The 12,820-nt window shown below is 68.7% G+C and carries 6 protein-coding genes; 4 read left to right on the top strand and 2 right to left on the bottom strand.

From position 1 onward, the window contains the following. From AC5P5X_RS01345 to AC5P5X_RS01360, 4 genes are all read left to right on the top strand, one after another. Complete coding sequence (locus AC5P5X_RS01345; protein WP_005410715.1) at positions 1–2,037, top strand: methyl-accepting chemotaxis protein; 2,037 nt, start codon at positions 1–3, stop codon at positions 2,035–2,037. A gap of 100 nt (positions 2,038–2,137) precedes the next feature. Beyond that, a complete protein-coding gene (locus AC5P5X_RS01350) occupies positions 2,138–8,815 on the top strand; it encodes an Hpt domain-containing protein (RefSeq protein ID WP_111189614.1) in 6,678 nt (2,225 codons plus the stop codon). Continuing rightward, positions 8,802–10,127, top strand: a complete 1,326-nt coding sequence (locus tag AC5P5X_RS01355; protein ID WP_049448759.1) for a chemotaxis protein CheB — start codon at positions 8,802–8,804, stop codon at positions 10,125–10,127. Before AC5P5X_RS01350 ends, AC5P5X_RS01355 begins: the two co-directional genes overlap by 14 nt. Further along, on the top strand, positions 10,124–10,588 hold the full coding sequence (locus AC5P5X_RS01360) for a chemotaxis protein CheW (protein WP_005410712.1): 465 nt from the start codon (positions 10,124–10,126) through the stop codon (positions 10,586–10,588). Before AC5P5X_RS01355 ends, AC5P5X_RS01360 begins: the two co-directional genes overlap by 4 nt. Positions 10,589–10,690: 102 nt before the next feature. On the opposite strand, the gene AC5P5X_RS01365 is transcribed toward AC5P5X_RS01360, so the two are convergent. After that, positions 10,691–11,428 carry a 16S rRNA (uracil(1498)-N(3))-methyltransferase gene (locus AC5P5X_RS01365; RefSeq protein ID WP_005414248.1) on the bottom strand — a complete coding sequence of 246 codons (738 nt, stop codon included), beginning with the start codon at positions 11,426–11,428 and terminating at the stop codon, positions 10,691–10,693. Beyond that, entirely contained in the window at positions 11,419–12,810 is a 1,392-nt protein-coding gene (bioA, locus tag AC5P5X_RS01370) for an adenosylmethionine--8-amino-7-oxononanoate transaminase (RefSeq protein ID WP_033833434.1), read from the bottom strand. The genes AC5P5X_RS01365 and bioA overlap by 10 nt, the downstream gene beginning before the upstream one ends. Positions 12,811–12,820: the final 10 nt, after the last annotated feature.

The raw sequence follows: 12,820 nt of genomic DNA on the forward strand, positions 1-12,820 counted from the left end.
ATGAGTACTGCTTCGGACGCCACCAAGACCGGCAAGCTGCGGCTGGGCGGCAGCAACCTCTGGCTGTTCCTGCTGCTGGCATCGATGATCCTGTTCGGCGTCAACACCGGCGTCGCCACCTGGCAGGGCAGTCGCCTGGCCGATGCCGGTTCCAAGGCGGCCGACCTGCAGGTGCTGTCACAGCAGCTGGCCAACCAGGGCCGTGACGCGGTGGGCGGCAACGCGCAGGCGTTCACCGCTTTCAAGGCGACCCGCAACGCGATCGAACAGAACGTGTCGACACTGCAGGGGCGCTACGGCAAGGAGCCGGGCGTGTCCGGTGCCATCGCCACCCTGGGCGAGACCTGGGCGCCGCTGGGCAAGCAGGCCGGGCAGCTGGTCGCCAGTGAACCGGCGGTGCTGGCGCTGGCTGGCAACGCCAACAACTTCACCGGTGCGGTGCCGGGCCTGCAGGCCCAGCTGAACGAGCTGGTGCGTGCGATGTCGGCCTCCGGCGCGCCGTCGTCGCAGGTGTACAGCGCCCTGCAGCAGGTGGTGGTGGCCGGCTCCATGGCCCGTCGCGTGACCGAAATGCGCGCCGGTGGCAGCGCCGCAGCGACGTCCGGCGATGCACTGGCACGCGACATCACCGTGTTCTCGCAGGTGCTCGACGGCCTGCGCAACGGCAACGAGGAACTGGGTATCACCGCCGTGCGCGGTGCCGCCGCCGTCGCCGCACTGGAGCAGTCGCAGCAGAAGTGGGAAGCGATGAAGCAGGACGCTGACGCGATCCTGGCCAGCTCGCGCCAGCTGTTCGCGGCGCAGTCCGCCGCCACCGCGCTGGGCCAGGGTTCGGCCCACATGCTGGATGACAGCCGCAAGCTGTTCGACGCGTTCTCCTCGTTCGGCTCGGTGTCGGACACCCGCCTGTTCCCGAACTTCTGGATCGGTGTGGTGTCCGGTGCGCTGTCGCTGATCGCGATCATCGGCTTCGTTTCCACCAACGTGCGCAGCCGCTCGCGCGAGCAGGAACTGCGTTACCAGACCCAGGTGGAATTCAACAGCCGCAACCAGCAGGCGATCATGCGGCTGCTGGACGAAATCTCCTCGCTGGGTGAGGGCGACCTGACGGTGAAGGCCTCGGTGACCGAGGACATGACCGGCGCCATCGCCGACGCGATCAATTACGCCGTCGACGAGCTGCGCCACCTGGTGACCACCATCAACGACACCTCGGCCAAGGTCGCGCTGTCCACCCAGGAAACCCAGGCCACCGCCATGCAGCTGGCAGAGGCGGCGGGCCACCAGGCCAACCAGATCACCTCGGCGTCGGACCGCATCGGCGAAATCGCGGCGAGCATCGAACAGGTGTCGCGCAACTCGGCCGAGTCGGCCGACGTGGCACAACGTTCGGTGGTGATCGCCGCCGAAGGTGCCGGCGTGGTGCGCGAGACCATCCAGGGCATGGACCAGATCCGTGACCAGATCCAGGAAACCTCCAAGCGCATCAAGCGCCTGGGTGAGTCGTCGCAGGAAATCGGCTCGATCGTGGAACTGATCAACGACATTTCCGAACAGACCAACATCCTGGCGTTGAACGCAGCGGTCCAGGCGGCCTCGGCAGGTGAAGCGGGCCGCGGTTTCGCGGTCGTGGCCGACGAAGTGCAGCGCCTGGCAGAACGTACCTCCGGCGCGACCCGACGCATCGAGAACCTGGTGCAGGCCATTCAGGCCGATACCAACGAAGCGGTCACCTCGATGGAACAGACCACCGCCGAAGTGGTGTCCGGTGCACGCCTGGCCGAGGATGCCGGCACCGCGCTGACTGAGATCGAGCGCGTGTCCAATGCACTGAACACCCTCATCAAGAACATCTCCATCGCCGCCCAGCAGCAGTCGGCTGCGGCCTCGGACATCACCCGCACCATGGGCGTGATCCGGCAGATCACCGGCCAGACCTCGCAGGGTGCCGGGCAGACCGCCGAATCGATCGGCCACCTCGCGCAGCTGGCGGCCGACCTGCGTCGTTCGGTCGCCGACTTCAAGCTGCCGGCGTGACGCGGGCAGGGCGGCGAGCAAGGAACCAGTCGATGAAGCATTTCCATTCCCCACGCCAGAACTCGCGCGGCTTCCGCGCGGCGGCGAACGGAGCGCGTCCATGAGCAGTCTGCGCGATGCGATGAGCCACGCAGCGCTGGGCTGGGTCAAGCCCGAGCTGGACGAGACCCTGCGCCAGGTGCGCAACGAAGTCGAGTACTACGCGGAAGACCCGACCGACGCCAGCCGCATGCGCATCTGCGCCGGCTACCTGCACCAGGTACAGGGCACCCTGCGCATGGTCGAGCTGTACGCCCCGGCCATGGTGGCCGAGGAGCTGGAACAGCTGGCCAATGCCATCGGCGCCGGTGGCGTGGCCGATCGGGATGAAGCCTGCGCGACCCTGATGCGTGGCAGCGTGCTGCTGCCCGATTACCTGGAGCGCCTGCAGAACGGTCACCGTGACATCCCGATCGTGCTGATGCCGCTGCTGAACGAGATCCGTGCCGCACGTGGCGAAGAGGGCGTGCATGACAGCGTGCTGCTGGCATTCGCACCGGACAGCATCACCGCCACCGAGGCCGAGCTGGACCATGCCCGTGGCAGCCTGAGCGGGCGCAACCGCGAGCTGCTCGATACCGTGGGCAGTGCAGTGAAGGAAGAACTGCTGCGCATCAAGGATGCGCTGGACCTGCACCTGCGTACCGGCGGTGCGCCGGAGCAGCTGCAGACCCAGGCCAACGAGCTCGGTGCGGTCGCCGATACGCTGGGCATGATGGGCCTGGGCGTGGCCCGCGGCGTGGTCGTGCAGCAACGTGATGCCCTGCGTGGCGTGGTCGAGGGCCGCCAGCAGATCGACGAAAACCTGCTGCTGGATATCGCCGGGGCGCTGCTCTACGTGGATGCGTCGCTGGATGACCAGGTCGCCCATCTGGGCGCCGGCGGCAGTGGCCAGGACGATCCGAGCGCAGTGGAGAACCGGCGCACGGTAGAGGTGCTGGCGCACGAGGCCATCGCCAACTTCGCCGCCGCGCGCGAGCACTTCGTCGCGTTCATTGAAACCAGCTGGAACCATGCCGAGCTGCACGACGTGCCGCGCCTGCTGGGCGATGTGTCCGGTGCGCTGCGCATGCTCGACCTGGGTACCGCCGCCGATTACCTGCGCGGTGTGCAGCAGTACATCGAAGCCGAGCTGATCGGTCGCCAGCGCGTGCCGAGTGGCCGCCAGCTGGACACGCTGGCCGACGCCATGGCCAGCCTGGAGTACTACCTGGAAGCCCTGCGCGACCGTCGTCCGGGTCGCGAGGACATCCTCGACATCACCCGCAGCAGCCTTGAGGCGCTGCGCTACTGGCCGTTGCCGGACCACGATGCGGCTGAGCCGGCAGCGTCCGTGCCACAGTCGATCGAGCGTGAGCCGGTCGTGCTGCAGGGCGAGGCACTGCAGCCAGAGCACATCGAGGTCCCGGTACAGTCGGCCGCGCCGGCACCCGGTGAGGTGCCGGTACCGCTGCCGGACTTCACCTTCCATCCGCCACCGGCCACGCCTTCGCCGGCAGCGGCGGACAACAGCTTGATGTTCGGTGGGCTGGGATCCGTCGCCTCCGCGCCGCTGTCGCTGCGTGACGAGTCGGATGCACCGCTGGTCTTTGCCGCCTCCAGTGCACCTGCACCCGAGGTCCCGCAATGGGATCTGGCACCGTTCCATCCTGAGGCCGATCCGCTCGCTCCAGCGGACGATGAGCGCAGTCCGACGTTTGCCAGCTTCGATCCGGTCAGTTTCGAACAGCTCGATGCAGGGCAGGGCGCCGCCGCCCATTGGACGCTGTCGGAGGCGGCTCTGCCAGTGCAGTCCGATGCGACAACCGGCCTGGACGTAGAGGACGCCGCCGACGCCTCGCTGTCCATCGAGACCGGCGCGCATGCCGCACCGGGGTTCGACCCGGTGGCCGCCGAACATGACGCGGTTTCTGCAAGTGACGACGTCGTGTTCCGTTTCGATGCCGATGCGCTGGACAATGCCGACGACGTGTTGTCGCTGCATGCGATGGAGGCATTGTCGCTGGAGGACGCTGCCGGGCTGCATCCGTCGCTGGAGAGCGTCGATGCCGCTGCCCCTGCGGTGGTGGAAGAGAGCCCGGCTGCCGCAGAGACGGACATCACCCCCGTGGATGTGCCGGTGCAAGCGCCCGCACCGCTTGCCGATGTGCCGGCAGCGGCGGTGTCGATGATCGACATCGACACCATCGCACCGATTGATTTCAGCGAAGCCGACGCGCAGTTCTTTGCCGAGCTGAGCGCTGCCGCCGCAGACTTCAATCCGCAGGCGACCCCGACGCCGGCCGATGCGGAAGCGCCAGTCGCCGTGGGCAGCGCGGAAGATGCAGACGCCGGCTTCGAGGCCGGCTTCGACGACGATGCCGAGAACATCGACGAGGACATCCGCGAGGTGTTCCTGGAAGAGTTCGACGACGAACTGGCCAACCTCGGAACGTTGCTGCCGGCATGGCGCATGCAGCCGGACAACATGGACCGTCTGCGTCCCATCCGCCGCATCTTCCATACGCTCAAGGGCAGTGGCCGACTGGTCGGTGCACGCACCCTGGGCGAATTTGCGTGGAAGATCGAGGGCATGCTCAACCGCGTGCTCGACGGCAGCCGCCCGGCGACGCCAGCCGTGCTGGCCATGGTCGACAACGCGCATGCCGCGCTGCCGCAGCTGAACGCCGCGTTGCGTCATGGCCAGCGGATCAGCGTGGACCTGCAGGCGATGCAGGCCATTGCCGATCGCGTCGGCGCGGGTGAGGAAACCTATTACGTACCGCTGCCGGTTGCGGCCGCTCCCGCCGCGCCGGTGGTCGAAGCCGATGGCGAGGACGAGATCAGCCGCATCCTCGAAGCCGAAGCAATGGCGTCGGTGCAGGCTGAAGCCGATGCGGACCCGGCGCCCGAAGCATTGGGCACGCCGGCCAACATCGACAGCGTGCTGCGCGAGATCCTGGAAGCCGAAGTGGAAGTCCACCAGGCGACCCTGCAGGACTGGCTGCGCTTGGCACAGCAGGCGCCGCAGCCGGTCAGCGACGCGCTGTTGCGCGCGGTGCACACCATGAACGGCGCCTTCGCGATGACCGAAGTGCCGGAAATCACTGCCGTTACCGGCGGTGCCGAGTCCTACATCAAGCGCGCGCTGGCTGCAGACGTGGTGCCGGGCGACGAGGGCGTGGCCGCGCTGGATGCGACCGCGCAGGCGATCACCGCGACCATGGAAGCGCTGCAGGCCGAGCAGCCGCGCATCACGCCACAGGAAGCGCTGGTACAGCGCCTGCAGGCGCTGGCCGGTGAACTGCCGGAAGCGCGCTGGCCGATGGTCGGGCTGGAGGACGAGGATGAAGAGGGCATCGAGCTGGCGCCCGATGTCGGGCGGGCATCCGAAGCCGAAGCGCCGCTGGCCGGGCTGGACACGCTGGACGAAACCAGCATGGCGTCCGCTTTCGATGTGGCGCCCGATCTCATTGCCGAGCCGCAGCCGCTTGCCGAAGATGCGCTGGAACCGGTTCCAGCTGCAACCGACCCGCAGACGCTGGACATCGCGGCCGACAGCGGCCTGGACGTGGGCGAGCTGACCGCCAGCGACGATCTTTCGCGTTACTTCGACGCCGGCTGGCCGTCGGTGCCGGGCGAAGGTGAACCTGCCGTGGCGGACACCGGCGCGATTGAATCGATCCAGCCGGTCGAGAGTGCGCCTGTTGTCGAAGTGGCCGAAGCAGATGCCGTGCCCACGATCGCGACGGTCGACGACGCTGATCTGACCATGGCCGACGATCTGTCGCCCTACCTCGACGCCAGTGCGCTGCCGGTGGATGACCGCGACGCGGAAGAGTGGCCGGTGCCTGCGGAAGTTGACGCGATCGACCTGAATACGCCGTTGTCCTTTGATTCGGGCAGTGGCGATGACAGCGTCATTGACGCCGCTGCTGCACTGCCACTCGACAGCGGGCTGTCGAGCCTGCAGGATGAAATGGCTGCGCCGGGTTTTGCAGAACCGGTCACGCTGGCAGCCGCGCTCGAGGCCGGCCTGCACGTGATCGAAGAAGAGCAGACCCTGGACGACGACGGGCAATGGCCCGTGCTCGGCCTCCAGGCCAGCGAACTCGCGCCGGGCGAGGCGGAAGCCTTTGCCGAGGATGCGGACGTCGGCGGGGAGGCGGCGGTCGGCGAAGGAGAGAGCGCCGATCAGCCGTCCCCGGCGACGGTGAACGAGGCGAGCGCTGCCGAAGCACTGCAGGCCACCGCCGAGCCGGTGCGGTTCTTCGAACTGGAAGAAGCGCCGGGGCAGGGCACGGCCAACACCGATGCCGAACCTGCCGAGGCCGACGCCGGGGAGCGGGCGCCGCTCCACGATGAAGCCTCCACCCTGGAAGACACCGCGGATGGCGCCGATGCGCTCGACTTCAGTGTGTACGACCGCGAACTGGTCGACATCTTCGTCGAGGAAGGCAAGGACCTGCTCGACCACTGCGATGGCCTGATCAGCGAGCTTCGCAATGCGCCGCAGGATCGCGAGGTGCTGGCCGGCCTGCAGCGTGACCTGCATACCCTGAAGGGTGGCGCACGCATGGCCGGCATCAATGCCATCGGCGACCTTGGCCACAGCATCGAATCCCTGCTGGAAGCCGTGGCGGCCGGCCGCACCGAGATTGATCGCCGCGACGTGCAGCTGCTGGAGCGCGGCTTCGACCGCCTGCACCAGCTGCTGACGCGGACCGGTGCCCACCGCGTGGTGGCGCCTGCACAGGACCTGGTGGAGGCCTTCGAGGTCCGCACCACCACCGATATCGCGGCGGCCGCTGCGTCCCCGCGTGCGGCCAGCGAGGCCGAGGCCGTGCCGGCACAGGCTGTGGGCCCGCTGACGACGCCGGCCGATGCCCCGCTGTCGGCACCACTGCCGGCCGAAGGCGTGGCCGACGAAGATCCGCTGGCGCGTCCGCAGCAGGAGCAGGTGCGGGTGCGCGCCGACCTGCTCGACCGCCTGGTCAACCATGCCGGTGAAGTGGCGATCTATCGCTCGCGTCTGGAACAGCAGCTGGGTGCCTTCCGTGGTGCCATGGCCGAACTGGAGCGCACCAATGCGCGACTGCGCGACCAGCTGCGCCGACTTGACCTGGAAACCGAGGCGCAGATCGTCGCCCGCTACCAGCGCGAGCAGGACCAGGCGGACCAGAAGTTCGATCCGCTGGAACTGGACCGTTTCTCCACCCTGCAGCAGCTCAGCCGTGCGCTGAACGAGTCCGCCGCCGACCTTGGTGGCCTGCAGGGCGTCCTGGACGATCTGTCGCGCCAGTACGACTCCCTGCTGCAGCAGCAGTCGCGCGTAAGCTCGGAACTGCAGGATGGCCTGATGCGCGCGCGCATGGTGCCGTTCGACGGTCTGGTGCCGCGCCTGCGCCGCGTGGTCCGCCAGTCCGGCATGGATACCGGCAAGCAGGTCCACCTGACCCTGGAAGGTACCCACGGCGAACTGGACCGCAACGTCCTCGACCGCATGGTCGCGCCGCTGGAACACATGCTGCGCAACTCCGTGGCGCATGGTCTGGAAGCGCCGGAACAGCGCCGCGCCGCCGGCAAGCCGGAGGAGGGCGAGATCGCCATCCGGCTGCACCGCGAAGGCTCGGAAATCGTGCTGGAAGTGGCCGACGACGGCGCCGGCCTGGACCGCGAGGCGATCCGCCGCCGCGCCATCGACCGTGGCCTGCTGGCTGCCGATGCGCAGCCGAACGAGCAGGAACTGGACAACCTGATCTTCGCCTCTGGTTTCACCACCGCCGACCAGGTCAGCCAGCTGGCCGGCCGTGGCGTGGGCATGGACGTGGTACGCAACGAAGTGCGCCAGCTGGGCGGTTCGGTCGATATCCAGTCAGTGCGTGGCCAGGGCGTGCGCTTCACCCTGCGCCTGCCGCAGACGCTGGCGGTCACCCAGGCGGTGTTCGTGCAGATCGGCGAAACCACCTTTGCGGTGCCGGTCGCATCGGTCAGTGGCATCGGCCGCCTGTCGCGCGAGCGTTTCGAAGCGGCCGACAGCAGCTATCGCTACAGCGGCGAGGACTATCCGCTGTACGACCTCGGCAGCCTGGTCGGGCAGGCCCCGGCGCGTGCCGATGGCCAGGACCAGGTACCGCTGCTGCTGGTCCGTGCTGGTGACCTGCGTGCCGCCGTGGCGATCGACCAGGTGCTGGGCAACCGCGAAATCGTGGTCAAGCCGGTCGGCCTGCAGATCGCGTCGGTGCCGGGCATCTACGGTGCAACCATCACCGGCGATGGCCGCGTGGTGGTGATCCTGGACGTAGCGCCGCTGGTGCGCCGCTTCCTCGCCAACCCGACGCTGCCTGTGCTGGCCAACGCACCGCGCCAGGAGCGACAGGTGCCGCTGGTGATGGTGGTGGACGATTCGCTGACCATGCGCAAGGTGACCGGGCGCATCCTCGAACGCCACAACTTCGAGGTCAGCGTCGCCCGCGACGGCGTGGAAGCACTGGAGCGCCTGGAAGAACGCGTGCCCGACCTGATGCTGCTGGACATCGAGATGCCGCGCATGGATGGTTACGAGCTGGCCACCGCGATGCGCGCCGACCCGCGCTACAAGGACGTGCCGATCGTGATGATCACCTCGCGCAGCGGCGACAAGCACCGCCAGCGCGCCTTCGAGATCGGCGTGCAGCGCTACCTGGGCAAGCCGTACCAGGAGCTGGACCTGATGCGTAACGTGTACGACCTGCTGGGGATCGCCCGTGTCCGTGAGTGAAGCCCAGGCGGCCCCGGCCGTCGCCCTGCTGGCCCGTCCTGGCGCAGCGCGCGAGCGCCTGCGCGAGGCGTTGTCGCATGCCGATGTGCAGCTGGTGCTGGAAGACGACCCCAACGGCCTGGAGCCGCAGCTGCTGCAGGACGCGCGTCCACAGTTCGTGGTGATCGCGCTGGAAGCGGCCATCGAGGATGCTCTGGAGCGGCTTGAAGCGGTGCTGTCCGCACCAGGCCTGACCCTGGTCTTCGACGAAGCCGAGCTGGCGGCGCGCCGTGATGGCTGGGAGGCACAGCGCTGGGGCCGCCACCTGGCCGCCAAGCTGCACGGCCACCAGCAGGTGCTGCCGCCGGGTGCGGAAGACGAACCCGCCCTGCAGCTGGAACCGGGCCACCCGGCACCGCCGCCGGCACCACGGGAAGAAGCGCTCCAGCCGCATCTGGACCAGGCATTGAGCTGGGCCGACGAGGTACCGGCGGACAGCCTGTATGCGCCACCGGCGCACCTGCACGAACCGATCGCGCTGGAGCAGGCACTGGCCGCGCTGCAGCCGGTGGTGCCGGAGCCGCTGGAGGCAGCGCCGATGCAGCCGGTTGCCGCACCGGCAACGCCGCCGGTGTCCTTCGACCACACCGCGTGGTCACTGGTCGAGGACGTAGCAGACGCACCCGCAGCCACCGGGTACAGCGCCGCGATGGAAGCCCCGCTGCCGTCCTTCGATACCGACCACCTCAGCCTGGTGGACCTGGACACTGCGGCGCCTGCGGGCGCACGTGCCGGCTCGCTGCTGGTGCTGGCCGGCATTGGCGGCCCGGATGCGCTGCGCCGCCTGCTCGGTGCGCTGCCATCGTCGCTGAGCGTGCCGGTGCTGGTGCACATGCGCCTGGACGGTGGCCGCTACGGCAACCTGGTCAAGCAGATGGCACGGGTGTCGCCGCTGCCGGTGCAGCTGGCCGAAGCCGGCCAGCGTGCAACACCCGGTGAAGTGCACGTGCTGGCCGATGACATCGGCGTGCAGGCCGCCAGCGACGGCCTGCATTTCGTCAGCGACGCGCAAGGCATTTCGATTGCCGGGCTGCCGGCCGACCACACTGCGCTGGTCCTGCTCAGCGGCGCCGACCTTGCGCATGTGGGTCCGGCGCTGGATCTGGCCGCCGCCGGTGCCTGGGTGGCCGGGCAGGTCGGCGAGGGCTGCTATGACCCTGCCGCAGCCACGGCGGTGGTCGCCGCTGGCATGGTGGCGGGTGAGCCACAGGAACTGGCGCAGGCCATCGCCTCGCGCTGGGGCGTGGAAAACGATAACGGAGAGGCACCATGAGCTATGCCAGCAATGACGAAATCCGCGGCGTCCTGATCCAGGCCGGCAACGAGCGCGTGCTGCTGCCCAATGCCACCGTGGCCGAAATGATGTCGCGGGTGCCGGTGCAGCCGGTTTCCGACGCCCCGCGCTGGCTGGTCGGCGAAATCGGCTGGCACGGCTGGCAGGTGCCGCTGGTGTCGTTCGCGCGCCTTTCCGGCCTGGGCGAGGAAGCCGTGGGCGGCCACAACAAGGTCGTCGTGCTGAAGGCCCTCAGCGGCAACGCGCAGCGCCCCTACTACGCGCTGCTGACGCAGAATTTCCCGCAGTTGATCTCGGTGCCGCGCGATGGCCTGCTGGCCGATGCTTCCGAGGAAACCCTGCCGCAGATCGTGCACATGCGCGTGCTGCTGGGTGAGCAGAGCGCGCTGCTGCCGAACCTGGATGCGCTGGAAGCCGCGCTGGATTCGCTGGCGGCCTGATCGGCAATCCGCCGGTCGGGTTCCCGGTAGTGCCGGGCGCTGGCCGGCAACCTCGTGATCCCTTGGATGCCGGCCAGCGGCCGGCACTACCACCAATCAACCTTACCCCAGGTCGCCCAACCGCGCCTGCAATGCCGCGATCGCGGCCAGCCCGGCGGTCTCCGTGCGCAGGATGCGCGGCCCCAGCTGCAGGCCCTGGAATCCTGCCGCTGCCAGCTGATCCCGGTCGCGCGGCGACCAGCCGCCTTCCGGGCCGATCGCGATCACGATGCCGCCCGTCGGCGCCGCGTCGAGCGTCGACAGGCGATGGGCACCGTGCGGGTCCAGCGTCAGCCGCAGCGTATCGGCCGGCAGCGTTGCCGCCGCCTGCGCCAATGACACCGGCGAGCCCACCTGCGGAATGCGCGCGCGCCCGGACTGGCCGCAGGCCGAGGTCACCACGTTGTTCCAGTGCGCTACGCGCTTCTCCGCGCGCGCGGCATCCAGCTTCACTTCGGTGCGCTCGGCATTCACCGGAACGATGGCGCTCACGCCCAGCTCGGTGGCCTTCTGCAGGATCAGGTCCATCTTCTCGCCTCGGGCAATGCCCTGCAGCAGAGTGATCGCCAGCGGCGATTCGTTGTCCACCGCCTGCACCGCATCGATGCGCACCTGCACCTCGCGCTTGCCGGCGGCGGTCAGCGTGGCGCTGTAGTCGTGGCCATCGCCGTTGAACAGCACGCAGGTATCACCCTCGCGCAGGCGCATCACCCGCACCAGATGGTTGGCCGTCTCTTCCGGCAGGGTCACGGTCTGGCCGCTGTGCAGCGCCAGGTCGATGGGGCAGCGGGTCACGCGCATGCAATCGCCTCGTCAATCGCCGCCAGCGTGGTATGTGCCAGCAGCTCCAGTTGTTCGTCATCCACGCAGTAGGGTGGCATCCAGTACAGCACGTCGCCCAGCGGACGCAGCACCACGCCACGTTTCAGCGCAGCCTTGTAGGCGTGCAGGCCCAGTCGCAGCGCCGGATCGAACGGCGTGCGCTTGTTGCCATCCCGCGACAGCTCGAAGGCCACCACCATGCCGGCCTGGCGGACGTCGGCCACGTGCGGATGGTCGCTCAATGGCGCAGCCAGCGCGCCCATCACCGAGGCGATGCCACGGTTGCGGGCGATCACATCGTCGTCGCGGAAGATGTCCAGCGTCGCCAGCGCAGCCGCACAGGCCAGCGGGTTGCCGGTGTAACTGTGCGAATGCAGGAAGGCGCGCTCGCGAGAGTCATCAAGGAAGGCGTCGTACAGCGCCTGCGTGGCCAGCACCGCGGCAAGCGGCAGGAAGCCGCCGGTCAGGCCCTTGGACAGGCACATCAGGTCCGGCATCACCCCGGCCTGCTCGCAGGCGAACAGGGTGCCGGTGCGGCCGAAGCCGGTGGCGATCTCGTCGGCGATCATGAATGCGCCGTGCGCATCACACAGTTCGCGCACCCGCTGCAGGTACACCGGGTCATGCATGCGCATGCCGCCGGCGCACTGCAGGCGCGGCTCCAGGATCACCGCGCAGATCTCGCCGGGATGCTGGTCAAACAGGGTGGCCAGACCATCAGCGGCCTGGCGTGCGCGATCAGCCGCACTCTGGCCCGGCTCGGCCAGGTAGGCATCGGGCGAGGGCGCGAACAGGCCTTCGGCCAGCAGCGGCGCGTAGACGCGGCGGTACAGCGGAATGTCCGCCATCGCCAGCGCTCCAAGGGTCTCGCCGTGGTAGCCGTTCTCCAGCGCGATGAAGCGCGTGCGCCGTGGCTCGCCGCGGTTCTGGAAATACTGGAAGGCCATCTTCAGCGCGACTTCAACGCCGGCCGAGCCGTTGTCGGCGTAGAACACCTTGGCCAGCGGCTCGCGGCCGGGCTGGCGTGGCGCCAGCGCCAGCAGGCGCTCGGCCAGGGTGATCGCCGGCTCATGGCCGAAGCCAGCCAGCATCACCTGTTCCAGCTGCCCGGCCTGCGCCGCGATGGCGCCGCCGATGCGCGGCTCGGCATGGCCGAACAGATTGGTCCACCAGCTGCTGACGGCGTCCAGATAGCGGTTGCCGTCGTGGTCGATCAGCCATGCGCCTTCACCACGGGCGATCGGCACCAGCGGCAGGGTATGCGGGTGCTCACGCATCTGCGTGCACGGATGCCACAGCACCTGCAGGTCGCGTTGCCGCCAGTGCTGGGCCAGCGGGGAGGGGGTTGGGTCTGCTAGCATTTCGGGCTCA

This window comes from Stenotrophomonas sp. YJH_SMC_91 (assembly GCF_059368495.1).

Coding starts and splice junctions, on each gene's coding strand:
- bioA (WP_033833434.1), bottom strand. CDS start 12,810: ATGCTAGCAGACCCAACCCCCTCCCCGCTGGCCCAGCACTGGCGGCAA.
- AC5P5X_RS01365 (WP_005414248.1), bottom strand. CDS start 11,428: ATGCGCGTGACCCGCTGCCCCATCGACCTGGCGCTGCACAGCGGCCAG.
- AC5P5X_RS01350 (WP_111189614.1), top strand. CDS start 2,138: ATGAGCAGTCTGCGCGATGCGATGAGCCACGCAGCGCTGGGCTGGGTC.
- AC5P5X_RS01360 (WP_005410712.1), top strand. CDS start 10,124: ATGAGCTATGCCAGCAATGACGAAATCCGCGGCGTCCTGATCCAGGCC.
- AC5P5X_RS01345 (WP_005410715.1), top strand. CDS start 1: ATGAGTACTGCTTCGGACGCCACCAAGACCGGCAAGCTGCGGCTGGGC.